The organism is Prochlorococcus marinus str. AS9601 (assembly GCF_000015645.1).
Lineage (GTDB): Bacteria > Cyanobacteriota > Cyanobacteriia > PCC-6307 > Cyanobiaceae > Prochlorococcus_A > Prochlorococcus_A marinus_O.
This window is the reverse complement of record NC_008816.1, coordinates 192,209-217,049: the sequence shown is the minus strand read 5'-3', so window position 1 is coordinate 217,049 and position 24,841 is coordinate 192,209. Positions and strand designations below refer to the sequence as shown.

Here is a 24,841-nt window from a genome sequence, read left to right as displayed (position 1 = left end):
ATTTATGGAAATCAATCCAATTCTGCAAAATGTATTAGCCCCGCCTGTTCTTTTCTTTTTAATTGGAGCAATATCAGTACTCTTTAAATCTGATTTAGAAATACCAGCTCCATTACCTAAACTCTTCTCATTGTATTTGCTCTTAGCCATTGGGTTTAAAGGAGGTATAGAGATACAGAAAAGTGGGTTTACAAATCAAGTATTGCCGACTTTAAGCGCTGCAATACTAATGTCACTACTAATACCTCTGATTGGATTTTTAATTCTAAGATTTAAATTTGATGTCTTTAATTCAGCCGCAATAGCAGCAGCATACGGTTCAATTAGTGCTGTTACATTTATTTCTGCAGAAAGTTTTTTAGAAAGTCAAAAAATAGCTTTTGATGGGTTTATGGTTGGGGCTTTAGCTTTAATGGAATCTCCTGCAATAATTGTTGGATTATTACTTGTGAAATTTGCAGCTCCAAAAAATAGACCAAAATCAAGAAAAATGCATCTAAGCGCAATATTACACGAATCCCTTTTGAATGGATCAGTTTATTTATTGCTCTCAAGCTTGATTGTAGGATTTCTCACTGCTTCCAGTAATCCCTCAGGAATTGAAAAAATGGAGCCTTTTACTGGACAATTATTCTATGGAGCAGAATGCTTCTTCTTGTTAGATATGGGAATAGTTGCTGCTCAAAGATTACCGAGACTGAAAAATGCGGGTTCATTTTTGATTGGATTTGCCATTTTTATGCCTTTATTTAACGCATTTATTGGTGTTTTCGTTGCAAGATTTTTATCTTTAGGACCTGGCAACGCACTTTTATTTGTGGTTTTATGTGCAAGCGCCTCTTATTTAGCAGTTCCCGCAGCAATGAGAATGACTGTTCCAGAAGCTAAATCTAGTTATTATATTTCAACAACACTAGGTTTAACTTTCCCATTCAATATAGTTCTCGGCATTCCCATATATATGAGTTTAGTAAATACTATTATCCCACTATCCTCTTTATAAAAATGAAAAGATTAGATTTGATATTTAGTGAAAGAGAACTAGATGCAATCATTAAAACATTAGAAAAAGCTAATGTTCCTGGATATACAGTTATGAAACATGCTACCGGAAGAGGGCCTGAAAGAGTTGTTACTGAAGATATGGAATTTACAGGATTAGGAGCAAATGCTCATGTAATTGTTTTTTGTGAGCAAGAATTAATAGATAAAATGAGAGATAACATCAGGGACGATTTAAGCTACTACGGAGGAGTGGCTTATATTTCTGAAGCAACACCCCTTTAAATTCAAGAAGAAATATTCTTTTTAAGAATGAATCCAATCTACTCTTATATTTTTTCGACTATTTAAGTATCTATCAATTGACATTGCAGCAATACATCCATCAGAAGCCGCAACTACGGCTTGCTTAAATGGTGTATTTCTTATATCTCCAATAGCCCATACTCCATCAGAGTTTGTAGACATAAAGTCATCAACAATAACTCCTCCGTCTTCTTTTAAAGCAATTTGATCACCTAAAAAATCAGTAATCGGCTTTGAGCCACTCATGTAGACAAACACTCCATCTAAATTTAAATTGATAGGATTTTCTTCTTGTTTATTTTTTACAACAACCCCATTCACACCCAAATCATCGCCCAATATTTCTAATAATCTTGTTCTACTCCAATGTTTTATATTTGAATTATCCATCAATTCCATAGCTTCTTCATTATCTGATTTAGGATCACTTGATGTAATCCAATGCACAGTAGATGCAAATTTAGTTAGAACAGTTGCCTCTTCAATTGCCTCCTTGTTCACTCCAACAACGGCAACTTCTCTATTTTTATAAAAGGCCCCATCACATGTAGCACAATAACTTACTCCTTTGCCAAGAAAATCCGCTTCGCCCTTAAATGATGCAGGCCTACCCATGGCTCCACTTGCAAGCACAAGTGCTTTAGCTTTGAAAGTGCCTTCGGGCGTATAAACCATTTTCCATTCTCCAGTAGCATCTATTCCAAACACTTGCGCTCTTCTATAATCTGTGCCGTATTGCACAGCCTGATCTCTCATTAGAGTAAGTAATTTCTCTCCACTTATATCAACCGGAACACCTGGATAATTAGCTATTTGATGAGTTATTGCTAAGGCGCCAACAGATGGATTTTTATCTAAAATTACTGTCTTTAAGTTTGAACGAGATGTATAAAGTGCGCAAGTACATCCGGCCGGGCCTCCTCCGATAATAACTACATCTGACTCAATGATTTCCAATTTTAAAAAACTCCTTTTTTTAGTAGTAAATTAGATGAGTTTTTGGTTAGAAGATATTTTTAAAGTAAATACCTGAACCTTTATATAGATATAAGTTAAAAGAAAAAAGAGAAAAAAGCTTAATATAGAAACAAACTTACATAGGAAAAACATAAAAAATTAATTATCAAAATGATCAGTTACGTGAAATGTTCTGTATTGATCTATTATTAGGTCATATCGAAAAATCAATTGCCGTTGAAACATTATATTTTTCATGACCAACTCTGATTACCTTTTAAAAGCTGCCATTAAGAAAGTAACCGAAAAATTAAACGAAATATTGGTTGAAAAGATTGAAGAAGCAACGAATATTGCTCAGGATGCTCCAGAAATTATCAAAAAAGAATTTGATAGTTTAAAAGAATCCATAATCGAAGAAGCATCAAGACTGGAAAAAGCCGAAAATATTCAAGAAAATGAGTCTACAAATACTTATCAAGATTCAAAAATAAAAAAAGCTTTAAATGAAATTGAAGGTATCAATAAGCAAATTGATCTGTTTAATAAAACTTTAAATAATCAAATTAAATGAGTTATCACATTTTTCATTATCGTTTAAAAAAATTGAAGAGGGCCTTTGTTATTTGGATAACTCTGATTTCGCTTTTAATAAATTTATGGATAGATAATATTAGATTTACAATTTTCCAAACTAAGAATAATGAAAAAAGTAGGGTTCAAATTAAGAGAGCTAGGTGGTTTACTAATCAATTAATAAAGCTTGGATCAGCATTTATTAAAATTGGACAATTATTATCAGCGAGGCCTGATTTAATTCCTAATACCTGGATACAGGAATTGTCTAAATTGCAGGATCAAGTTCCTAATTTTTCATTTACGCAAGTTGAAGAGACTATTAGAAATGAACTAGGGTCTAAGTTTAATGAAATAGATCAAATAATATGTGATCCGGTTGGATCAGCATCACTAGCTCAGGTTCATAGGGCGACTCTAAAAGATGGTAAGACAGTAGTTTTTAAAGTTCAAAGACCCAATTTAAAAGAATTATTTATTATCGATTTGGGCATAATGCAGCAAATAGCAGGATTATTGCAGAAAAATAAGAATTTGAGTAGAGGTAGAAACTGGGTTGAGATTGCTAAAGAGTGTAGGAAAGTTCTGATGAAAGAACTTGATTTTAATTGCGAAGCGCAATATGCAGCAAGATTTAGGCAGCAATTTCTTGATGATGAAAATGTTGAAGTTCCTGAAGTAATTTGGGATATGAGCAGTGAAAAAGTACTTTGTTTAAGTTATGTAGAAGGGACAAAAATAAGCGATTTAGAAAAATTAAAATCACAAGAAATTGATTTACCTAAAATTGCAGAGATAGGTGCAATCAGCTACTTAAAACAATTAGTAAATTACGGTTTTTTTCATGCAGATCCTCATCCAGGGAATTTAGCAGTTTCAAGTGAAGGTAAATTAATTTTTTATGATTTTGGAATGATGGGGAACATCTCAAATAATCTTCAAAAAAGATTAGGGGGGATGGTTAAGGCTGCTGCTCTTAGAGACGCCTCATCACTAGTTAGTCAATTACAACAAGCTGGGCTAATTTCAAAAGATATAGATGTAGGACCAGTCAGAAGATTAGTCAGATTGATGCTTAAAGAAGCCTTAACTCCTCCATTTAGTCCTAATATTATTGAAAAATTATCTGGAGATTTATACGAACTGGTTTATGAAACGCCATTTCAACTGCCAGTAGATTTAATCTTTGTGATGAGAGCTTTATCAACTTTTGAAGGAGTTGGTAGAATGCTTGATCCAGGGTTTAACCTTGTATCAGTTACCAAGCCTTATTTAATAGAACTTATGACTTCAAATAATCAAAGTCCCAACGATTTAATTAACCAATTTGGAAGGCAAGTAGGCGAACTAGGATCGAAAGCTGTTGGAATTCCCAAAAGAATAGATGAAAGTTTAGAAAGATTAGAACAGGGAGATTTACAATTGCAAATAAGAATGGGCGAGTCTGATAGGCAATTCAAAAAAATGTTTACGGCTCAAAAAACTTTAGGCCATTCAATTCTAATAGGAAGCTTATCAATTGCATCCGCTTTACTTGTATCCAATAAACAAAATAATTTTGCATTGTTGCCACTCTTTTTTGCACTACCAATAAGTATTGATTGGATAAAGTGCCAATTAAGTATGAGAAAAGGCTCACGTTTAGAAAAACTTAAGCGCTAAAAAAACTATATATTTTTAGGACCTAAACCTAGAGCTCCAGCGAATCTTGCTTGATTTCCTAATTCCTCCTCAATTTTTAAAAGCCTATTATATTTTGCAATCCTTTCACTTCTGCTCAAAGAGCCAGTCTTGATCTGACCCGATCTAGTGGCGACAGATAAATCTGCGATTGTTGTATCTTCAGTTTCACCACTTCTATGACTTATAACACTTGTGAAACCAGACATTTTAGCTAACTCAATAGCTTCCAAAGTTTCAGTTAATGTCCCAATTTGATTTACCTTTATTAGGATTGAATTGGCAGATTTTTCTATAATCCCTTTCCGTAATCTTTCTGTATTAGTAACGAATAAATCATCACCTACAAGCTGAACTTTATTCCCTAATTCTTTGTTTAATTCTGACCAACCCTCCCAATCATCCTCAGCTAAACCGTCCTCTATTGAAACTATGGGATAATTAGAAACTAATCTTGAAAGATATGAAATCATTTCAGAACTATTTAAACTTTTACCTTCATATTTATAAATACCATCCCTATAAAATTCAGTACTAGCAGCATCTAAAGCTAAAGATACCTGCTCACCAGGCTTAAATCCGGCTTTTTGAATTGCTTCTAATAATAAGTCCCCTGCTTCTACGCTTGATGACAAATTCGGGGCAAATCCACCCTCATCGCCTACAGCAGTAGATAGACCTTTTTGATCAAGTAATGATTTTAATGAGTGAAAAATTTCAGTACCCATTCTTAATGATTCACTGAAATTATTAACTCCATGTGGAACAAGCATAAATTCCTGAAAATCAAGACTATTTGGTGCATGAGCGCCACCATTTATTACATTCATCAATGGGACTGGAAGAAGATTGGATAATGGATCTCCAAGATATCTATATAGGGGAATGTCTAAAGCATTTGCTGATGCTCTAGCAGTCGCAAGACTTACTGCAAGGATTGAATTTGCTCCAAGGTTAGACTTATTAGGAGTTCCATCAATTTCAATCATTAATTTATCTACTGCAGTTTGATCTAAAGATGACAAACCACATAAAGCCGGCGATATTGTCTCATGAATTTTATTAACAGCATTCAAAACGCCTTTCCCCATATATTTCGAACCACCATCTCTTAATTCATGTGCCTCATGAGCACCAGTACTAGCTCCGCTGGGAACAATTGCTCTACCACTTGCACCACATTCCAAAAATACTTCTGCCTCTACAGTTGGATTACCTCTTGAATCAAGGACTTGCCTTGCTTCAACAGTATCAATCAGAAAATCAATAGTTTCTTTCACAATTTAATTATTACTATTTAAATCCTATTAATAGCTGAACTATTTGGCTAATATCTGAAATATATTTGTTAACCAACTATAATTTTTATTTTTGTAAGAGCTTAGATATTATTTAAAGTTTTTTTTCATTCTAAAGTCCCCGCAAATCCTTTCATCTAAATAATTTTCAAATTCATCTTACAATTTGAAAATTATTGGATGATTATTAATGCAGATCTTATTTAGAATATTAATTAATAATCAACTATAGTTTTTATAGTTTATGAGAGAAACACTTACATCCAGTCCTGAACTATTTAGCGATATTAGTTGGAATCTTCTTTTATTAGGGGAAGAAACCGCAAAAAAATGGGATCATAGCGAATTTAATATTGAACACATAATTCATACATTGTTCTCATCAAGTGAATTCTTTGCCTTCATTGAAAAATTATCAATCGACCAAGATACAGTTTTAGACATAACAGAAGATTTTTTAGAAGAGACACCAACAAATGAGTCAGATATTTTTACTATCGGAGAAGATTTAGAAATTTTATTAGATAACGCGAATCAGATTAAAACTCAATGGGGATCGAGATTAATAGAAATCCCTCATTTACTAATTGCTCTTGGAAGAGATTTAAGAATTGGAAATTATGTTTTTGAAGAAGGAAACCTTTCAATGGAAAAATTAGAGGAAGAATTAAAGTTTTTCCCAAATATTAATCAATCAAAAGATTCTTTTAATTATGGGAATGTAATTGAAATAAATAATCAATCCAATTTTGAATCAAACAATGAGACTAACGAGACTTTTGTAAAAGAAGAAAAATTTAAAAAAGCTATTGTTCCATTACAGAAAAGTGAACTTCAAATTGAAACAAAACAAGTTGGAAAAGATGAAAATGCTCTTTCAATTTATGGAAAAGATTTAACAGAATCAGCTAAAAAAGGGTTACTGGATCCCGTTTTAGGAAGAGAAAATGAGATCAATAATTTAATGAGGGTACTCTGCAGAAGAAACAAAAATAACCCTATACTTATTGGCAATCCTGGAGTTGGTAAAACCTCAATTGCAAAATTACTTGCTCAATTAATTGTAGACAAAAAAGTTCCTGATACTTTAAAGGACTTAAAAATTATTTCACTTGACTTAGGTGCATTAGTTTCTGGGACTAAATTTAGAGGTCAACTAGAGGAAAGACTAAGCTTAATAATGCAGGAACTAAATAATCCAAACCAAGGAATGATCCTATTTATTGATGAAATTCACTCAATATTAAGTTCTGACAGATCTTCTACCGACATCAGTAATATCTTAAAACCTTTACTAGCTGAAGGAGAACTTAGATGTATCGGTACAACTACACCTGAGAAATTTCGTGAAACTATTGAAAAAGATCAGGCATTAAATAATTGCTTTCAAAAGATAACTGTTAATGAACCTTCAGTAGAATTAAGCGCAAAAATATTACAAGGGATCAAAAAGAAATATGAATCACATCATGGCATAAAAATTTCTGAAGAGGCTGTAAACTATTCTGCAAAATTGGCCGATAGATACATCAGCGATAAATGTCTCCCTGATAGTGCAATAGATTTAATTGATGAAGCAGCCGCACAGTTAAAAATCGAGTCTAATAATATGCCTCAAATCATTCTCCAACAAGAAAACAAACTTAATACTATCGATGAAAAATTGAATAATTTGCAAGGAGACAATATCGAAGCTCAAGAAAAACTATTGAATAATAGACAACAATCAGAGGCAAAATTGAACGTTCTTTTAGAAAATTGGAACAATTTACGTGAAGAGATGGAGGAATTATCCATTTTAATGAAAGAAGAAGATAAGCTAACCAAACAAATCAAAGATAAATCAAATCGCGAAATTGAAAATGATCTAGATTATTTAGAAAAGCTTGAAGAAGAGTTAAGTAAAATAGAGAATGAAATACAAAAACTTGAAGAGAACTTTACTAAAATAAAGAAAAATAGAAATTTCCCTTTTAAATATCAAGTTGAACCTGATGATATTGCAGATGTTATATCGAAAATCACAGGTATTCCAATTTCTAAAGTAGTTTCAAATGAACGTAAGAAATTAGTCAATCTAGAAACAGAACTAAGTGAAAAAGTTATTGGACAAGAAAAAGCCATAGAAGTTGTTTCTGCTGCAATTAGAAGAGCTCGAGTTGGCATGAAAAGTCCCAAAAGACCTATTGGATCTTTTTTATTTATGGGTCCTACTGGTGTTGGTAAAACAGAATTAGCAAAATCTCTTGCAACAGTTTTATTTGATGAAGAAGACGCACTTTTAAGATTAGACATGAGTGAATATATGGAGAAAAATGCCGTAGCAAGACTTTTAGGAGCTCCCCCAGGTTATATTGGTTATGAAGAGGGAGGTCAATTAACTGAAGCTGTAAGACGTAAACCCTACTCAGTAATACTTCTTGACGAGATAGAAAAAGCTCATGCAGAAGTATTTAATATCCTTTTGCAAGTCTTAGATGAAGGAAGATTAACGGACTCTCAAGGAAGGACCGTAGATTTCAAAAATACGGTAATCATTATGACAAGTAACCTAGCTGGTAAATCTATACTGGAGTATTCACAAAAAATTTCTAAAAGTGAGGGAAAGTTAGAAAAAGATCAACAAACCCTAGATGATTCAATTAGTAATGCATTGTCTTCAATTTTTAGACCTGAATTTTTAAATAGAATTGACGAAGTGGTAAAGTTTGATCCACTTTCTATTGATGAACTTCAAAAAATAATCATTCTACAAACAGAAGATTTAAAGAACCTGCTACTTGAGCAGAAAATAAATATCGCTATAGACAAAAAAGTTATCAATAAAATTGCAAACGATTCTTACGAACCTGAATATGGTGCTAGGCCACTTAGCAGGGAACTTAGAAGACAAATAGAAAATCCCTTGGCTGCAAAACTTTTAGAGGATAGTTTCAAAAATAAAAAAAATATAACAATTAAACTTAACCCTACTAAAAAAGATGAGATCGTTTTCAAACCTAGCTGAGGAGTAAATCAATAAGCTAAAATAAAAACTAAAGCATAAAGCTTAATTTCAAAAAAATTTTGTGACAAGTCCTACTACTAATAAAGAACCTCTTAAAAAGGATTCTCCTGAAGTTGAAGAGCCTAAAAAAAAGAATAATTTTTTTAGATCTACCTACGATGAGCTTAAACTTGTCGTGTGGCCTAACAAACAACAACTTTTTAGCGAATCAGTAGCAGTTATAATTATGGTATCTTTTTCTGCTGCAGCCATTGCTTCTGTTAGCAGATTCTATGGATGGGCAGCCTCGCAAATTTTTGGTTGAATTATCTCCCGAATATCCATTAATAAAGATCTTAATTAAGCTTCCAGAAAAATGAGTAATGAATTAACTACAAACCTTGCTTCTTCAAAAGCAAATACAAGCATCGCGAGATGGTATGCAGTTCAAGTAGCATCAAGCTGTGAAAAAAAAGTAAAAGCGACTCTTGAGCAGAGATCGGTAACTTTAGGTGTTAATAATAGAATCATTGAAATTGAAATTCCCCAAACTCCAGGAATTAAATTAAAAAAAGATGGAAGCAGACAAACTACTGAAGAAAAAGTTTTCCCAGGTTATGTCCTCGTAAGAATGATTTTGGATGAAGATACAATGATGGCTGTTAAAAGTACTCCAAATGTAATTAACTTTGTTGGTGCTGAAGACGGAAGAGGCAGCGGAAGATCGCGAGGTCACATCAAACCTCGACCATTATCAAGACAAGAAGTTAATAGAATCTTTAAGCGCGCATCAGAGAAGAAAGCTGTAATCAAATTAGATATTGAAGAAAAAGATAGAATCATTGTAACTAGCGGTCCATTCAAGGATTTCCAGGGAGAAGTTATAGAAGTTTCTGGAGAGAGAAATAAATTAAAAGCATTACTTTCTATATTTGGGCGCGAGACTCCTGTAGAATTAGAATTCTCCCAAATCAATAAACAAAATTAATTTCTAATTGTTCTTGTTTATCGAGTAAAATTATGATTTTCTACTCCAGCTTAAATTCTCTAATCTAATGGCAAAAAAAATTGTTGCAGTTATCAAGCTTGCTCTACAAGCAGGCAAAGCAAATCCTGCTCCTCCTGTAGGGCCAGCTTTAGGACAACATGGTGTCAATATCATGGCATTTTGCAAAGAATACAACGCAAGGACACAAGATAAAGCAGGTTTTGTAATTCCTGTCGAGATTTCTGTTTTTGAAGATAGAAGCTTTACTTTTATCACAAAAACACCTCCTGCTTCCGTCTTAATAACAAAAGCAGCTGGTATAGAGAAAGGTTCAGGTGAATCCGCAAAAGGCTCTGTTGGGAATATAAGTAAAGCTCAATTAGAAGAAATAGCCAAAACTAAGCTTCCTGATCTAAACTGTTCTAGTGTTGAATCAGCAATGAAAGTAATTGAGGGTACTGCTCGTAATATGGGCGTCTCTATCACTGATTGAGTTCAATACACAATTTCTCACTATTTAGGGGAGGTTAGTTAATAACCGTTTGCACCCAATATTATTATGAAAAAACTATCTAAAAGAATGGCGGCTCTATCAACAAAGATAGAAGATCGCATTTACGCACCACTTGAAGCTCTTAGTATTATCAAGGAAAATGCTAATGCAAAATTTGATGAAACTATTGAAGCACATATACGTCTAGGTATTGATCCAAAATATACTGATCAACAATTAAGGACCACTGTTGTATTACCACATGGTACTGGCCAAAGCATCAAAATTGCAGTAATTACAAGCGGTGAAAATGTATCGAAAGCTAAGGCTGCTGGTGCAGATTTATTTGGCGAAGAAGATCTTGTAGAAAGCATCAATAAAGGAAATATGGAGTTTGATCTACTTATTGCAACTCCAGATATGATGCCAAAGGTTGCAAAATTAGGAAGAGTTTTAGGACCTAGAGGTTTAATGCCTAATCCTAAAGCTGGGACAGTAACTAATGACATTGCTAATGCAATAAAAGAATTCAAAGCCGGTAAACTCGAATTTAGAGCAGATAAGGCTGGAATCGTTCATGTCCGCTTTGGAAAAGCAAGTTTCACAAAAGAGGCTCTATTTGACAACTTAAAAACCTTACAAGAATCAATTGATAAAAATAAACCAAGTGGAGCTAAAGGAAAGTATTGGAAAACTTTTTATGTAACTTCAACAATGGGGCCTTCAGTTCAATTAGACATAAATGCTGTACAAGATTACCAACCTGAAGGTTAACGCTTTGTAGTATAATTTAAATTGCAATAATACGGCCAAAGAAAGTAGGTTGATTTAGTTATTCTAAATTTTTAATTCCTACCGAGGACTCGTCTTAAATTATTTCTTTTTGGATCTAATAAAAGCGGCCTCTTTAAAAGAACTTTGCCGCATTTCCTGCTCTCCCTAAATTACGATCCAAAAAACATCAATGGGCCGAACACTAGAGAATAAGCAAAAAATCGTTACTGAGATTAAATCTCTTTTAGACGACTCGGAAATGGCTGTGGTTCTTGACTATAAAGGTTTAACTATCAAAGAGATGTCAGATTTGCGATCTAGATTGCAAACAACTAACGGCATCTGCAAAGTTACTAAAAATTCATTAATGCGCAAAGCTATTGATGGAGATAGTAATTGGAACGATCTTGAATCTTTACTGACCGGAACGAATGCTTTTGTGTTAATTAAAGAAGATGTTGGTGGTGCTGTAAAAGCAATCCAATCTTTTCAAAAAGACACCAAAAAATCCGAGACCAAAGGAGCTTTATTTGAAGGCAGACTTCTTAGCGATTCTGAAATAAAAGAAATTGCAAGTCTTCCATCTAAAGAAGTATTGATGGCAAAAATTGCTGGCGCTCTAAATGGCGTAGCAACAAAAATTGCGATCTCTATCAATGAAGTGCCTTCTGGACTTGCTAGATCACTTAAACAACATTCTGAAAAATCAGAATCTTAATTCAAAACCCTAATTAACTTTTAAGAAAATGTCCGCAAAAACTGAAGAAATTCTTGAATCACTTAAATCTTTATCACTTTTAGAAGCATCTGAGCTTGTAAAGCAAATTGAAGAGGCTTTTGGTGTATCTGCTGCAGCTTCTGCAGGTGTAGTAATGGCAGCTCCAGGAGCAGCTGGCGGTGACGCAGATGGTGGCGCTGCTGAAGAAAAAACTGAATTTGATGTGGTTCTCGAAAGCTTTGATGCAGCTGCAAAAATCAAAGTACTTAAGGTTGTAAGAAATGCAACTGGCTTAGGTCTTGGCGATGCAAAAGCACTTGTTGAATCTGCACCAAAAACAGTAAAAGAAGGAATTGCCAAAGCAGATGCTGAATCTTTAAAGAAAGAGATTGAAGAAGCTGGCGGTAAAGTTACACTTAAGTAAGAGTACATTTTTTCAAGCCGATAACCTCAATATCGGCTTCAAAAATTATGAATAGTGATAGTATTGCGATTGAAGCCGCAACCGATGGAGCCTGCAGCGGTAATCCAGGCCCAGGTGGTTGGGGCGGTTTAATAATTTTTGACGATAACAGCGAATTAGAAATAGGTGGGTCCGAGCAAAATACTACTAATAATAGAATGGAACTCACGGCGGCTATAAAAACTCTTGAGAAATTAAAAACCTACAAATTAAAAGAGAACTTTAAACTAAGAACTGATAGTAAATATGTCATAGAGGGTTATACAAAATGGATTATTAATTGGAAGAAAAATGGATGGAAAACAAGTTCAGGAAAACCAGTTCAAAATCTTGATCTATGGCAAAAAATTGATCAATTAAGAATTAATGGCCTAATAATGGAATATGTTAAAGGTCATAGCGGGGATAAACAAAATGATAGGGTTGATAAAATTGCAACTAATTACAGCAAAGGTATATCTATAGAAAGTAACTTAAAAAAAGTAGAATACTCAGTTGATTTTTTTGAAAAAAATGCACCTGCAGAAATTCAGAAATTATTTTCCCGCAATGAATTAATTCAAAAATTTGCAGAAAAAAAATACCTGTTAAGTTCACCTGAACTAGACACCTTATTAGGTGACGAAAACCACTTAAAGATAAAACAATATTCACTTTTTGAATGGCGTAATTGGATATTGATTCCTAAAGATAAAAAATATTGGATAATAGAAAAAAAAGAAGCCTAATTTTTTATGAATGAACAGAAGGGTGGATTTAAAAATCTTTATAAAAACTTGATTACCCCTGTATTACAAAAAGACTCTGGAATTGATGCAGAATACTTAACAAATTTATCTCTTAGTCTCCTATCATTCAGTTCAAGAAAATATAATTGGCCTATAGTATCTTCTATCTTAAAAAATCTAAATGAAGAATTTTCTGTAGTTGATAAAAGGTTAACTCAGAAGATATGTGGAATAAATTTTTGTAATCCAATTGGTTTAGCTGCGGGTTTTGACAAAAATGGAAATGCCGCAAATATATGGAAAGATTTTGGTTTTGGATTTGCTGAGCTTGGAACAGTAACTAAATTTGCTCAGGATGGAAATCCCAAACCAAGGTTATTTAGATTGGCAGAAGAAGAAGCAGCATTAAATAGAATGGGTTTCAATAATAATGGTGCTGAAAATCTAGTTAAAAACTTTGTCGAACAAGGTATTGAGTTTAAAAAAAACAGGGAGAATATTTGTTTAGGGATAAATTTCGGGAAGTCAAAAATTACAGGTTTATCTCAAGCAAAAGATGATTATTTAACTTCTCTAAAATTATTAATTCCATATTGTGATTACGCAGCAATAAACGTTAGTTCTCCAAATACTGAAGGACTAAGAAAATTACAAGATCCAATTCTTCTAAAAGAACTTCTTAGAGAAATTAAAAACTTACCTAATTGTCCACCATTATTTGTAAAAATTGCACCAGATTTAGGCCTTAAAGATATTGAAGATATTTGCAAATTAATAATCGAGGAGAACATCGATGGAATAATTGCTACAAATACCAGCATTGATAGATTAGGTCTTGAAAATAGAAAAATCAAGCAAACTGGATTATTACTCTCTCAAGAGAATGGAGGATTAAGTGGAAAGCCGCTCCAAAAAAAAGCAAATCAAATAATAAAACATATACATAATATTGATAAAAAGATTATTTTAATTGGGGTTGGTGGAATAGATAGTCCTGAGTCAGCTTGGGAAAGAATTTGTTCTGGAGCATCATTAATTCAACTTTATACAGGATGGATATATAAGGGTCCACAATTAGTACCAGATATACTTGAGGGAATTATAAAGCAACTCAATAACCATCAATTATCTAGTATAAAAGATGCAATTGGATCAGATTTAAAATGGATTGAATAAAATTAGAGAATGAATAATGAACCTCATGATTACTCAACGTTAGCCATGCAAGGATCAAACTTGAAGCACGGTGGAAATGTATATGCAATTGCGAAAAAATTAAATTTATTACCCTCCGAAATCATTGATGCTAGTGCATCATTAGTACCCTTTGATCCACCTCAAATACTCATAGATTCAATAAATGCCGAAATTAAGAATCTTGGCTTTAGATATTACCCAGAAAGAAACTTAAGTGATCTGAAAGAAATAATCGGCAAATTTCATGAGATAAATCCAGATAATGTATTGCCTGGGAATGGAGCTTCTGAATTAATAACCTGGGCAGGTTATGAAGCATCCAAATTCGGAATCAGTTGTATTCCTTCTCCATCATTTGTTGATTATGAAAGATCTTTAAATTGTTGGAATAGCAATTTTATAAATTGCGAATTACCAAAAAACTGGAGTGATATTTTTCCTCAATCATTTCCGCTTCATCCAAAAGGTGATGTTCTTTGGATAACAAATCCACATAACCCTACCGGCCAATTATGGGAAAAGAATTCATTGGAGGAAGTTGTAAAAAAATATAAATTAGTTATCTGCGATGAAGCTTTTTTATCCATAACACCTAATGGAGACAAAGAATCTTTAATACCATTAACCAAAAGATTTGATAATTTATTAGTCTTGAGAAGCTTGACCAAAATCTTCAATATTCCTGGACTTAGATTAGGTTACGTTATTGGCTCATCGAAAAAACTTAAACAATGGGAAATAAATAGAGATCCTTGGCCTTTAAATTCATTTTCTATTAAAGCCGGGATTGATCTACTAAGTAATAAGAAATTCTATGAACAGTGGACAAAACAGATTCACAGCTGGATAAATATTGAAAAAAAGAGAGTATTTGAAAAATTATTAAAAATAGAGAACCTTAAAATTCATAACTCTTCAACCAACTTTTTTTTAATAGAAAGTGAAACATCCTTGTCGCCAAATATAAAATACTTAGAAAATAAGGGAATATTGCTTAGAGAATGCACTTCATTTAGATTTCTTGACGAAAAGTGGGCAAGAATAAGTCTACAGAATAGAAAAAATAACACTCTTTTATGTGAAGAAATTCAGAATTCCTTTAAAAAATAATCAATATACTTTTTAATCTCATTTTTAGATTTAATTTTATTATTGTTTTCCATATTCTTCTTCATGAGATCTAATATTTCATAATTTTTTTTTCCCTTTTTTGATTTTATTTTAAAAATTCTTTCTAGAGTTTCTTCAAAAACTTCTTTAGACATATTATTCTGATTGATTAAAACTGAGCCTCCACTTGCAGCAAGAATCATGGCATTTTTCTCCTGATGATTATTTTTAGAATATGGATATGGAATTAAAATTGAAGGTTTTTCAGCCTCCATTAATTCATTGATTGTTCCTGCACCAGATCTCGATATTACAAGATCACAGTTTTGAATTAAAGCTGCTATTTCATTAGTAAATTTCTTTTGAATATAATTTTTGGAGTTTTTTACATGAAAAGTTTTTAGATGAGATTCGCCAACAATATGAACTATCCGAAATTGTTTTTTTATTAAAAACTCTAGAGATTCATAAAGAATTTGATTTATAGCTTTTGCACCTTGACTACCTCCCATAACAATCAAAAGAGGTCCATTTCCTTTTGGAACCCATTCTGGCAAAAAATTAAATTTATAGAATTGCTCTCTTAAAGGTGTTCCAGTGAAAATAGTTTTACAATTTTTTAAATAAGAATTTGTTTCTTTAAATCCTAAAAGAACATAGTTACATAAAAAACCAAAATATTTCGTGACCATTCCTGGAACTACATTTGATTCATGAATAATGATAGGTATCTTTAGAATTTTTGAAGCAACAATAGTAGGGGCAGATATATAACCTCCAGTCGTAAAAACCAAGTTAATTTTTTTTTCTTTTAAGATCCTAATTATTTGGAAAGTTGACATTAAAATTTTTATATATTGATAAAACAAAAAAATATTTTTTCTTGGTGTCTTTAAATTCAAAGTCTTCAAATTATATTTTTGGGGAATCAAATTCGCATCAAGTCTTTGCTGAATACCCAACCAATGAATATTCCACTCATCTTCCACCTCTTTAGAAACTGCTAAAGCTGGAAAAATATGGCCTCCTGTTCCACTAGCTGCAACTAATAAATTATTTTTTTTAGACATAAAAACTTAAATTAGTAGAATGAAAATAATAAATAATAAATATGTTGAATTTAAACTTATTCAGAAATATAGGATTCCCTCTCTACTTATTTATTTATCTCATTCTGCCCTATTCAGCAATAACGCAAACTTTAAAAGTTGATTTTATAAGAAATTTAGAAACCTCATTAAATAAGCGAGACTTAGATTTTATTAAAAAAAATTTTAGAAATGATGAAAACCAAAATATTCCAAAACAATTTTCAAAGATTATTAATGATTTCCCTAACAGCAAATGGAAGATCAAAAGATTAAAATCTAATATTCCAGATGAAGATATTTTGCGAATAAAAGTTTCTGGGGAAAAAATAGTTAACGGAGAAATATATATACTCGAATCTAAATTTGATTATTTATTTTCAATCGTAAATAGAAAAATAAGTGAAGGGATTATCAAAAATTTATTCACCACAATAAGAAACGATAATAAAAAAATAGATATTAGTTTTAAAATTCCTGATAGAGTTCTTACTGGTTCAAAATACGATATCGATATAATTCTAAATAAGCCTCTTGAAGAAGTGATTATTGCTGGAGCTATAAAACCTCATCAAGTTAATTCATTGTTTGAACAAGAAATATTATTGGAACCATTGGCGTCTGGAGGGATTTTTAAAATTACAAGAGCCCCTTCAAAACCAGGGATGCAAATTTGGTCAGGAATCATAGCTCATCCTGAGGGAATGATTACTTTCACAAAGAGCATTGATATTGTTGATGAGATATAGCCTAAGCGTCGTTTAACGCAGCCACACCTGGTAAAGTTTTACCTTCTAAAAGTTCCAAACTAGCCCCACCTCCGGTAGATATATGAGACATTTTCTCAGCTAATCCTGCTTTTTCAACTGCTGCAACTGAATCTCCACCACCAATTATTGTACAAACTTCAGAAAAAGCACTTAAGTCCGCAAGAGTCGTAGCTATTGCATTTGTACCATCTGCAAATTTATCAAATTCAAAAACTCCCATTGGACCATTCCAAATAATTGTCTTACATTCTGCAAGAGCATTCTGAAAAACTTTAATAGAATCTGGACCAATATCTAGACCCATCCAATTCCCACTAATTGCATCAATTTGAGATATTTTACTATTGGCGTCAGGAGAAAATTCATCAGCCAAAACAACATCAGTGGGTAATAATAACTCTACTCCTTTTGCTTTTGCTTTTGCTTCTAAATCTTTAGCAAGCTCGAGTTTATCTTCTTCTACAAGGCTCTTTCCGACATCTAAACCTCTAGCTTTATAAAAAGTGAAAATCATACCTCCACCAATCATGATTTTGTCACACTTATCTAGTAAAGAATCAAGTACTCCTATTTTGCTACTAACCTTTGACCCTCCAACTATTGCTGCCAATGGACGATTTGGGGAATCTACTGCTCCTTGTAGGTATTTCAATTCTTTTTCTAAAAGGAATCCAGCTACTGAGGGACTTAAATAATTTGTAACACCCTGAGTTGAAGCATGCGCTCTATGAGCAGCACCGAAAGCATCATTTACATACATATCTGCATGTGATGCTAATTTTTCAGCAAACTCCAGGTCGTTCTTCTCCTCTTCACCAAAAAAACGAACATTCTCAAGTAAAAGAACATCTCCATTAGATAAGCTATTTGATTGTGCAACTGCTTCATCACCAATACAACTGTTAGTAAGAGCAACATTTTGCCCCAACAATTCACTTAATCTTGCTGCTACTGGAGTTAATCTCATTTTTTCATTTACCTGACCCTTCGGTCTACCAAAATGAGCAGCTAAAATGACTTTTGCAGAATGATTAATAAGATATTCAATAGTTGGGATCGCTGCACGAATACGCGTATCGTCGGTTATTTGACCGTCTTCATTTAATGGAACATTAAAATCTACTCTTACAAGAACTTTTTTTCCTTCTAAATGTGTCTTATCAAGACTGGAAAGAGATAATTTTGACATTAAACAAGCTATATTTATAATCTCAAGAGCCTAACGTTAATTTGGGCTTATTGGGTTAAAAAGTAGTTACTGTTACCTATGCCTTAATAAATTTTAAGAATTAACGATTATAAAAATTTTTAGTTATTAAATTTATACTAAAATTTAGAAGTAAATACTTTTGAAACTTATAAAAACTAAAAGGAATACAAAATTTTATTTGATTTATTGAAGTGGACATACCCAAAATCCAATGGTACCCAGGCCATATCGCAAAAGCAGAAAAGAAATTATCTGAAGTTATCAATAAAGTAGATTTAGTTATAGAAGTGAGAGATGCACGAATTCCTTTGTCAACAGGACATCCACACTTAAATAAATGGATAAATAATAAAAAACATATTCTGGTCATTAACAGATCAGATATGATCTCCCCGAATACAATCAATAGTTGGAATAAATGGTTTAATTCTAAAGATCAATATCCTCTTTGGTGTGATGCTAAAAGAGGAATAGGGATTAAAGAAATTTGTAAGTCAGCCAAAGATTCTAGGTCGTCAATCGACGATAGAAGACTCTCTAGAGGAATGCGAATTAGGCCAATTAGAGCCCTTACACTTGGTTTTCCAAACGTAGGAAAGTCGGCATTAATTAATAGAATCGCAAAAAAAAGAGTTGTAGATAGCGCTAGGAAAGCAGGCGTGACTCGTAATTTAAGATGGATAAAATTAGAAAGTGGTATAGATCTGCTAGATGCTCCTGGTGTTATACCTCCAAATTTAGAAGATCAAAAATCAGCACTTAATCTTGCACTGTGTGACGATATTGGAGAAGCTGCTTATGAAATAGAGAGTGTCGCAATTGGATTTATCAAAATTATATCCACTCTCAACAAAGATAAGAATGCGAATATCTCAGTTAAACAAATATCTAATAGATATGGAGTTGATATTACTAAAGGCTTTAAGAGTCCTTCTGCTTGGATCGACGAAGCAGCTTCAAAACATACCTCTGGCGATAAAAGGAGAATGTCTCATAAGTTATTGGAAGATTATAGAAATCAAATGCTGGGTAAAATTGCTTTAGAAGTCCCACTATGGAATTAAATAATCAAAATTCTTTCGGCATTGGAGAAGGTGAGCTTATAGAAATTATTTATGAGCTACCTCTTCCTATGAGGCTAGACAGATGGTTGGTAAGTAAAAGGCCAGAACAAAGTAGAGCAAGAATTCAACATTTTATAAATTCAGGTTTAGTACTTGTAAACTATAAGACTGCGAAAGCAAAGACCCCATTAAAAAATGGCGACAATATTCAAATATGGATGCCTCCTCCAGAACCTCTTATTTATTTGAAACCTGAAAAAATGGATTTAAATATCCTTTTTGAAGACGAGCACATCATAGTAATTAATAAACAATCAGGACTAATTGTTCATCCAGCCCCTGGACACAAATCTGGAACTTTAGTGAATGGATTACTTTTTCACTGTAAAGATCTACCTGGAATTAATGGGAAATTAAGACCTGGGATTGTTCACAGATTAGATAAAGATACCTCCGGATGTATGGTTGTTGCAAAAAGCCAAGAGGCATTAGTAAATCTCCAGAAACAAATTAAAGAAAAAATAGCATCACGCGAATATATTGCAGTAATTCATGGAGCACCGAATTCTGAAGAAGGCCAAATAGTGGGAAACATTGGCAGAGATAAATTAAATAGATTGAAATATAAAGTAGTTGAAGAAACTTCAGGAAGGTATGCCTGTACCTATTGGAAATTAGAAGAAAGATTTGGCAATTACTCATTAATGAGTTTCAAGCTAGATACGGGGCGAACGCATCAAATAAGAGTACATTGCGCTCACATTAATCATCCAATTGTGGGTGATCCGTTATATGGAAGATGTAAAAAACTACCATGTAAATTAGATGGCCAAGCTTTACACGCCATTAAGCTTGGACTTATACATCCAATAAATGGTAAAGAAATGATATTTGAATCAGAATTACCATTAGATTTTCAAAAATTACTAAGTGTTCTTAAAATTAAATAAGATTCAAAGAGGAATTTAGAAGCGATTTTGTATACGTGTTTTGAGTTTTAGTGAATATTGTGGAACTTTCTCCTTCATCAACTATCTTTCCGTGATTCATAACTAGCAACCTATCACAAAATCTTTTAGCAATGCCCAAATCATGAGTAATAAAGATAATCGTTAAATTCATTTTTTCTTGCAAGACTCTAAGTAATTCAAGAATCTCTATTTTTACTGAAGCATCCAACATATTAACGCTCTCATCACAAATCAAAATTTTTGGTTTCAACAATAGCGCTCTGGCTAATGAAATTCTTTGCAATTGACCACCAGATAATTGGCTAGGATAAGAATTAAAAAAATCATTATTTAAGGGAAGATTCAAATTTCTAAACATTAATTTTATTTCTTTTTCGATTTTTCTTTTATCTGAAATTTTTTGAATAAAAAATATATCTTCCAAAATACTTTTAATTGTCATTTTCGGGTTCAAACTTGAAAAAGGATCTTGAAAAATAATTTGCACTTTATTGTTCTTTTTAAAAGATTTATTTTTTTTCGATGCATGATTTTTATCATAAATTTTGATTTCACCACCTCTTACTTTAAGAAGTCCAATTAAAGCCCTACATAATGTACTTTTACCACTCCCTGAAGAACCAACTATTCCAAGAGTCTCATTCTCATATAACTTGAAACTAACTTCATTTAAAGCCTTATTCCATTTATTAATGAAAATTGAAGAATTTAATTTATACCAATGTCTAAGGTTATTTACCTCAAGAACGACCTGATTTCGAGCATTATTTTTAGTATTTGGTTCTAATACTATTTTTGAAGCATTTACTAACTTTTTCCCGATATCTGATTTTGGTGATTGAAAAATATCTAATATATTCCCCTTTTCAACAATCGATCCCTTTTCAATTATTGCAACTTTTCTACACCACTTTGCTGCAAGATTAATATCATGACTAATTAGAATTAAAGTTGTATCAAATTCATTACATAGATGAATTATTTCTTGCATAATTTCAAAACTTGTTTTGGTATCTAAGCTTGTTGTAGGTTCATCAGCTATTAATAATTTAGGTTTCAAAGCAAGTGCCATTGCTATAGAAACTCTCTGTCTCATTCCGCCGCTAAATTGATGTGGGAAAGAATCAAGTCTACTTTCTTCAATTCCGACTTTTTGAAAAACTTCTCTTACTAATTTTTTAATAGCTAAAGATGATTTAGTTTGATCATGTGTTTTAAATAATTCATATAAATGATCCCCAACTCTCATTAGCGGATTAAGTTTTTTTATAGAGTCTTGATAAATAAATCCAAAATTCTTTCTTCTAAATAATTGTGCATCTTTGTTGTTTATTTTCCTAGGATCTACATTAGAAATCGATAGATACCCTTGAGAAGAGGCCTTTGCAGGCAATATATTTACTAATGTTTTTGCAAAAGTGGTCTTTCCACATCCAGAAGGTCCTATTATGGCCAAATGATCTCCACTATCTATTTCCAAATTAAAATTTTTGATAATAGGTTGCTGTTTTAGACCATATTTAACAATAAGATTTTTAACTACAATAATTTTTTCTTTATTTTTTTCCATGATTTATAGCAAATTTTTCTAGACATAAATAAAATACATCTAAAGCAATATAAAATGTCCGAGGCAGCTGCAAATTCAAAAGAAAAAAACGAAATTGAAGTTTCCAAAACTATTTTGCCTGAAAATAAAAAATATGAAAGTGAATCTTTGAATTATCAAATAAACATTCCCGATTGGCTTCTTAAAGATATTCATAATTTTGAAAAATCAAATAAAGAAAATGATCAGAATCAAAACCTTATAGTAAAGGCTTTTAAACTTGCTTATAAAGCTCATGATGGACAATTCCGTGCGAGCGGCGAACCATACATTATCCACCCGGTTGCTGTTGCAAATCTCCTTAAAGAAATAGGCGCTAGTTCATCTGTTATTGCTGCAGGCCTTTTACATGATGTAGTTGAAGATACTGGCATTGATTTATCTGAAATAGAAACAAATTTTGGATTAGAAGTAAAAATACTTGTAGAGGGTGTAACAAAATTAGGCGGCATTCACTTTAACAATAGGACTGAAGCACAAGCTGAAAATCTTAGGAAAATGTTTTTGGCTATGGCCAGCGATTTCAGAGTTGTCTTAGTTAAACTTGCAGATCGACTTCATAACATGAGAACAATTGAATGGCTAAATGATGAGAAAAAACTAAGAATAGCGAGAGAAACAAGAGAGATTTATGCACCATTAGCTAATCGACTAGGAATAAACAGATTTAAATGGGAATTAGAAGATTTAGCTTTTAAATTCCTAGAGCCTAAAGAATATCTAGATCTTAAAGATCAAATCGCCGTTAAAAGAAGTGATAGAGAAAAAAGATTAAAAGTAACTTTGAATCTTATGAAGGAAAACTTGATTTCAGCGGGTTTGAAAAATTTTGAAATAACAGGAAGGCCAAAACATCTTTATGGCATCTGGAGCAAAATGGAAAGACAACAAAAGCATTTTCACGAGATTTATGATGTTGCTGCCCTAAGAATTATCGTGGACAATTCAGATAGTTGTTATAGAGCTTTAGCAGTTGTTCATGATACTTTCAAACCAATTCCAGGTAGATTTAAAGACTATATAGGATTACCAAAACCTAATGGATATCAGTCCTTACACACTTCTGTGATTGGAAGACATCGACCTATTGAAGTTCAAATTAGAACTACTTCGATGCATCAAATTGCTGAATATGGTATTGCCGCTCATTGGCAATATAAAGAGGGTGGTTCTCCTGCTAAAAGTAATGCCGAGAGATTTAATTGGCTAAGACAATTAGTAGAATGGCAACAAGAAGGTAATGAAAGGGATCATAATGATTATTTAGCTTCAATTAAAGAAGATTTATTTGATGAAGAAGTATTTGTAATCACTCCAAAAGGAGATGTTGTTGGTTTAAGGAAAGGATCTACCGCGATAGATTTCGCCTACAGAATCCATTCTGAAGTTGGAAACCACTGTAATGGAATAAGAATTAATGAAAAGCTTTCTCCATTATCTACAGCACTTCAAAATGGTGACTTCATAGAAATTTTAACAAGTAATAATGCTACTCCAAGCTTGGATTGGCTGAACTTTGTAGTTACGCCAACTGCTAAAAATAGAATTCGCCAATGGTATAAGAAAAGCCATCGTGATGAAACGATTAAAAGAGGTAGAGATTTACTTGAAAAAGAAGTAGGTAGAAACGGTTTTGAAGCATTACTTTCTAGTGAAGCCATGAAAAAAGTTGCAAATCGATGCAATTTAAAAACTACTGAAGACCTTCTTGCATCTCTTGGTTTTGGTGGTTTAACTTTGCATCAAGTATTAAACAGACTAAGAGAAGAAATAAAATTACAGACAGAAGATGTAAAAAATGATTCTGACTCTGAAATAGCAAAATCTCTTAAAAGTAATAATAATTTATCCACTAATCAATCTAATACAGCAGCTAAATCACCAATTTCCGGGATAGAAGGTCTTGATTACAGAATAGGTAAATGCTGTTCCCCACTCCCAGGCGAGGATATTATCGGAACTGTGTCGCTCGGCAACCATGGGATAACTATACATAGGGAAGATTGTGAAAATGTAATACCAATTCCAATAGAGAGAAGATTACCTGTCGGTTGGAATCAAGATAATAAAACTGGCGATAATAAGTTTCCAATTCAGCTACGAATAGAAGTAATTGATCGAGTTGGAGTTCTCAAAGATATTCTTATGCGGTTATCTGATAAAGGTATAAACGTTAGTGATGCCAATGTTAAAACTGCTTATGGTAAACCAGCTATTATAAATCTTTGTGTAGGTCTTGAAAGTTATAATCAACTTCACAAAACAATTGAACAAATTAAATCAATGGCAGATGTTTTAGATATTGCCAGAGTTGGACAAAGTTAATTTTAAAATCAGATCAATCTATCTTTTACTTTTTATCTTGTAGATAAAGAAAACAATACTGCCGCAAATCAAAGCTAATAAAATACCTACACAAGATGAACCTAAGAGTAATTTTAAGGAAAAAATTCTACCTTGTTTCCATAAGTCATCAATAACTAAACTTTTTTCAAGAATTTTATTAGAAGGATTATTTAAAAAAATCGAACCAACTTTATAGTTAAAATAATAAAGTGGAATATAAGTAAAAGGGTTACTGATCCAGGTACCAATTGCAGCTAGAACAATATTTCCCTTAGCTATTTTCGCAAAAAATACTCCCATTAAAGTCTGAAAACCAAAAAATGGAAAGCAACCACTAAATACCCCTATTGCTAAACCTTTAGCATTAAAGAAAGGACTTCCATTCTGACTCCTAAATAATGATAGAATTTTCTTATAGGTAATATCTCTTTTAAATCTCATTCAGAAAGAAAATTTCAAAATTAAATTCTTGATAATCTTACTTAATTATCCATAACAAAGCGAGAG

General features: G+C 32.5%; 24 protein-coding genes. 18 read left to right on the top strand and 6 right to left on the bottom strand.

Features of this window, described 5'->3' with window-relative positions:
* Positions 1 to 4: 4 nt before the first annotated feature.
* Both A9601_RS10245 and A9601_RS10240 read left to right on the top strand, forming a co-directional pair.
* The gene (locus A9601_RS10245; RefSeq protein ID WP_011817704.1) at positions 5 to 1,003 is read left to right on the top strand and encodes a sodium-dependent bicarbonate transport family permease; all 999 of its coding nucleotides are present in this window, start codon (positions 5 to 7) and stop codon (positions 1,001 to 1,003) included.
* 2 nt (positions 1,004 to 1,005) lie between these two features.
* Entirely contained in the window at positions 1,006 to 1,287 is a 282-nt protein-coding gene (locus A9601_RS10240; RefSeq protein WP_002805886.1) for a P-II family nitrogen regulator, read from the top strand.
* Between the two features lie 21 nt (positions 1,288 to 1,308).
* Here A9601_RS10240 and A9601_RS10235 read toward each other — a convergent pair whose 3' ends face one another.
* A complete protein-coding gene (locus A9601_RS10235) occupies positions 1,309 to 2,265 on the bottom strand; it encodes an NAD(P)/FAD-dependent oxidoreductase (RefSeq protein WP_011817703.1) in 957 nt (318 codons plus the stop codon).
* A gap of 256 nt (positions 2,266 to 2,521) precedes the next feature.
* Here A9601_RS10235 and A9601_RS10230 point away from each other — a divergent pair, with 256 nt between their 5' ends.
* Positions 2,522 to 2,839: a hypothetical protein gene (locus tag A9601_RS10230; RefSeq protein ID WP_011817702.1), complete on the top strand. Its 318-nt coding sequence runs from the start codon at positions 2,522 to 2,524 to the stop codon at positions 2,837 to 2,839.
* Positions 2,836 to 4,503 carry an ABC1 kinase family protein gene (locus A9601_RS10225; protein ID WP_011817701.1) on the top strand — a complete coding sequence of 556 codons (1,668 nt, stop codon included), beginning with the start codon at positions 2,836 to 2,838 and terminating at the stop codon, positions 4,501 to 4,503. Before A9601_RS10230 ends, A9601_RS10225 begins: the two co-directional genes overlap by 4 nt.
* A 5-nt stretch (positions 4,504 to 4,508) precedes the next feature.
* Here A9601_RS10225 and eno read toward each other — a convergent pair whose 3' ends face one another.
* Positions 4,509 to 5,801 (bottom strand): phosphopyruvate hydratase, encoded by a 1,293-nt coding sequence (gene eno / locus A9601_RS10220; RefSeq protein ID WP_011817700.1) that lies wholly within the window; start codon positions 5,799 to 5,801, stop codon positions 4,509 to 4,511.
* A 262-nt stretch (positions 5,802 to 6,063) separates the two neighbouring features.
* Between eno and A9601_RS10215 the strand changes: the two genes are divergently transcribed.
* From A9601_RS10215 to A9601_RS10170, 10 genes are all read left to right on the top strand, one after another.
* Positions 6,064 to 8,826 carry an ATP-dependent Clp protease ATP-binding subunit gene (locus A9601_RS10215; protein ID WP_011817699.1) on the top strand — a complete coding sequence of 921 codons (2,763 nt, stop codon included), beginning with the start codon at positions 6,064 to 6,066 and terminating at the stop codon, positions 8,824 to 8,826.
* A gap of 61 nt (positions 8,827 to 8,887) precedes the next feature.
* Positions 8,888 to 9,130, top strand: a complete 243-nt coding sequence (gene secE / locus A9601_RS10210; RefSeq protein ID WP_011817698.1) for a preprotein translocase subunit SecE — start codon at positions 8,888 to 8,890, stop codon at positions 9,128 to 9,130.
* Between the two features lie 51 nt (positions 9,131 to 9,181).
* A complete protein-coding gene (nusG, locus tag A9601_RS10205) occupies positions 9,182 to 9,793 on the top strand; it encodes a transcription termination/antitermination protein NusG (protein ID WP_011817697.1) in 612 nt (203 codons plus the stop codon).
* A gap of 67 nt (positions 9,794 to 9,860) precedes the next feature.
* Positions 9,861 to 10,286, top strand: coding sequence for a 50S ribosomal protein L11 (rplK, locus tag A9601_RS10200; protein ID WP_002805232.1), 426 nt, complete (start codon positions 9,861 to 9,863; stop codon positions 10,284 to 10,286).
* A gap of 66 nt (positions 10,287 to 10,352) precedes the next feature.
* Entirely contained in the window at positions 10,353 to 11,060 is a 708-nt protein-coding gene (gene rplA / locus A9601_RS10195; RefSeq protein WP_011817696.1) for a 50S ribosomal protein L1, read from the top strand.
* 190 nt (positions 11,061 to 11,250) lie between these two features.
* On the top strand, positions 11,251 to 11,778 hold the full coding sequence (gene rplJ / locus A9601_RS10190; protein WP_011817695.1) for a 50S ribosomal protein L10: 528 nt from the start codon (positions 11,251 to 11,253) through the stop codon (positions 11,776 to 11,778).
* Positions 11,779 to 11,806: 28 nt separating this feature from the next.
* The gene (gene rplL, locus A9601_RS10185; RefSeq protein WP_011817694.1) at positions 11,807 to 12,202 is read left to right on the top strand and encodes a 50S ribosomal protein L7/L12; all 396 of its coding nucleotides are present in this window, start codon (positions 11,807 to 11,809) and stop codon (positions 12,200 to 12,202) included.
* 47 nt (positions 12,203 to 12,249) lie between these two features.
* Positions 12,250 to 12,969 carry a ribonuclease HI gene (gene rnhA / locus A9601_RS10180; protein ID WP_011817693.1) on the top strand — a complete coding sequence of 240 codons (720 nt, stop codon included), beginning with the start codon at positions 12,250 to 12,252 and terminating at the stop codon, positions 12,967 to 12,969.
* 6 nt (positions 12,970 to 12,975) lie between these two features.
* On the top strand, positions 12,976 to 14,145 hold the full coding sequence (locus A9601_RS10175; RefSeq protein WP_011817692.1) for a quinone-dependent dihydroorotate dehydrogenase: 1,170 nt from the start codon (positions 12,976 to 12,978) through the stop codon (positions 14,143 to 14,145).
* A 45-nt stretch (positions 14,146 to 14,190) separates the two neighbouring features.
* Positions 14,191 to 15,276, top strand: coding sequence for a pyridoxal phosphate-dependent aminotransferase (locus A9601_RS10170; protein ID WP_193328901.1), 1,086 nt, complete (start codon positions 14,191 to 14,193; stop codon positions 15,274 to 15,276).
* On the opposite strand, the gene murG is transcribed toward A9601_RS10170, so the two are convergent.
* A complete protein-coding gene (gene murG, locus A9601_RS10165) occupies positions 15,255 to 16,346 on the bottom strand; it encodes an undecaprenyldiphospho-muramoylpentapeptide beta-N-acetylglucosaminyltransferase (protein WP_011817690.1) in 1,092 nt (363 codons plus the stop codon). The two genes, A9601_RS10170 and murG, sit on opposite strands and share 22 nt — an antisense overlap.
* A 41-nt stretch (positions 16,347 to 16,387) precedes the next feature.
* On the opposite strand from murG, the gene A9601_RS10160 reads away from it, so the two are divergent.
* Positions 16,388 to 17,113: a hypothetical protein gene (locus A9601_RS10160; protein ID WP_011817689.1), complete on the top strand. Its 726-nt coding sequence runs from the start codon at positions 16,388 to 16,390 to the stop codon at positions 17,111 to 17,113.
* A 1-nt stretch (position 17,114) separates the two neighbouring features.
* On the opposite strand, the gene A9601_RS10155 is transcribed toward A9601_RS10160, so the two are convergent.
* Entirely contained in the window at positions 17,115 to 18,323 is a 1,209-nt protein-coding gene (locus tag A9601_RS10155) for a phosphoglycerate kinase (RefSeq protein ID WP_011817688.1), read from the bottom strand.
* Between the two features lie 212 nt (positions 18,324 to 18,535).
* On the opposite strand from A9601_RS10155, the gene ylqF reads away from it, so the two are divergent.
* The gene (ylqF, locus tag A9601_RS10150; RefSeq protein ID WP_011817687.1) at positions 18,536 to 19,408 is read left to right on the top strand and encodes a ribosome biogenesis GTPase YlqF; all 873 of its coding nucleotides are present in this window, start codon (positions 18,536 to 18,538) and stop codon (positions 19,406 to 19,408) included.
* The gene (locus tag A9601_RS10145) at positions 19,399 to 20,358 is read left to right on the top strand and encodes an RluA family pseudouridine synthase (protein WP_011817686.1); all 960 of its coding nucleotides are present in this window, start codon (positions 19,399 to 19,401) and stop codon (positions 20,356 to 20,358) included. Before ylqF ends, A9601_RS10145 begins: the two co-directional genes overlap by 10 nt.
* Here the strand turns inward: A9601_RS10145 and A9601_RS10140 are convergent.
* On the bottom strand, positions 20,351 to 21,949 hold the full coding sequence (locus A9601_RS10140) for an ABC transporter ATP-binding protein (RefSeq protein WP_011817685.1): 1,599 nt from the start codon (positions 21,947 to 21,949) through the stop codon (positions 20,351 to 20,353). The genes A9601_RS10145 and A9601_RS10140 overlap by 8 nt on opposite strands.
* Positions 21,950 to 22,003: 54 nt before the next feature.
* Between A9601_RS10140 and A9601_RS10135 the strand changes: the two genes are divergently transcribed.
* Positions 22,004 to 24,313 carry a RelA/SpoT family protein gene (locus tag A9601_RS10135; RefSeq protein ID WP_011817684.1) on the top strand — a complete coding sequence of 770 codons (2,310 nt, stop codon included), beginning with the start codon at positions 22,004 to 22,006 and terminating at the stop codon, positions 24,311 to 24,313.
* Between the two features lie 18 nt (positions 24,314 to 24,331).
* On the opposite strand, the gene A9601_RS10130 is transcribed toward A9601_RS10135, so the two are convergent.
* On the bottom strand, positions 24,332 to 24,775 hold the full coding sequence (locus A9601_RS10130; protein ID WP_011817683.1) for a DUF2062 domain-containing protein: 444 nt from the start codon (positions 24,773 to 24,775) through the stop codon (positions 24,332 to 24,334).
* Between the last annotated feature and the right edge of the window lie 66 nt (positions 24,776 to 24,841).

Coding starts and splice junctions, on each gene's coding strand:
- A9601_RS10245 (WP_011817704.1), top strand. CDS start 5: ATGGAAATCAATCCAATTCTGCAAAATGTATTAGCCCCGCCTGTTCTT.
- A9601_RS10240 (WP_002805886.1), top strand. CDS start 1,006: ATGAAAAGATTAGATTTGATATTTAGTGAAAGAGAACTAGATGCAATC.
- A9601_RS10230 (WP_011817702.1), top strand. CDS start 2,522: ATGACCAACTCTGATTACCTTTTAAAAGCTGCCATTAAGAAAGTAACC.
- A9601_RS10225 (WP_011817701.1), top strand. CDS start 2,836: ATGAGTTATCACATTTTTCATTATCGTTTAAAAAAATTGAAGAGGGCC.
- A9601_RS10215 (WP_011817699.1), top strand. CDS start 6,064: ATGAGAGAAACACTTACATCCAGTCCTGAACTATTTAGCGATATTAGT.
- nusG (WP_011817697.1), top strand. CDS start 9,182: ATGAGTAATGAATTAACTACAAACCTTGCTTCTTCAAAAGCAAATACA.
- rplK (WP_002805232.1), top strand. CDS start 9,861: ATGGCAAAAAAAATTGTTGCAGTTATCAAGCTTGCTCTACAAGCAGGC.
- rplA (WP_011817696.1), top strand. CDS start 10,353: ATGAAAAAACTATCTAAAAGAATGGCGGCTCTATCAACAAAGATAGAA.
- rplJ (WP_011817695.1), top strand. CDS start 11,251: ATGGGCCGAACACTAGAGAATAAGCAAAAAATCGTTACTGAGATTAAA.
- rplL (WP_011817694.1), top strand. CDS start 11,807: ATGTCCGCAAAAACTGAAGAAATTCTTGAATCACTTAAATCTTTATCA.
- rnhA (WP_011817693.1), top strand. CDS start 12,250: ATGAATAGTGATAGTATTGCGATTGAAGCCGCAACCGATGGAGCCTGC.
- A9601_RS10175 (WP_011817692.1), top strand. CDS start 12,976: ATGAATGAACAGAAGGGTGGATTTAAAAATCTTTATAAAAACTTGATT.
- A9601_RS10170 (WP_193328901.1), top strand. CDS start 14,191: ATGCAAGGATCAAACTTGAAGCACGGTGGAAATGTATATGCAATTGCG.
- murG (WP_011817690.1), bottom strand. CDS start 16,346: ATGTCTAAAAAAAATAATTTATTAGTTGCAGCTAGTGGAACAGGAGGC.
- A9601_RS10160 (WP_011817689.1), top strand. CDS start 16,388: ATGTTGAATTTAAACTTATTCAGAAATATAGGATTCCCTCTCTACTTA.
- A9601_RS10155 (WP_011817688.1), bottom strand. CDS start 18,323: ATGTCAAAATTATCTCTTTCCAGTCTTGATAAGACACATTTAGAAGGA.
- A9601_RS10145 (WP_011817686.1), top strand. CDS start 19,399: ATGGAATTAAATAATCAAAATTCTTTCGGCATTGGAGAAGGTGAGCTT.
- A9601_RS10140 (WP_011817685.1), bottom strand. CDS start 21,949: ATGGAAAAAAATAAAGAAAAAATTATTGTAGTTAAAAATCTTATTGTT.
- A9601_RS10135 (WP_011817684.1), top strand. CDS start 22,004: ATGTCCGAGGCAGCTGCAAATTCAAAAGAAAAAAACGAAATTGAAGTT.
- A9601_RS10130 (WP_011817683.1), bottom strand. CDS start 24,775: ATGAGATTTAAAAGAGATATTACCTATAAGAAAATTCTATCATTATTT.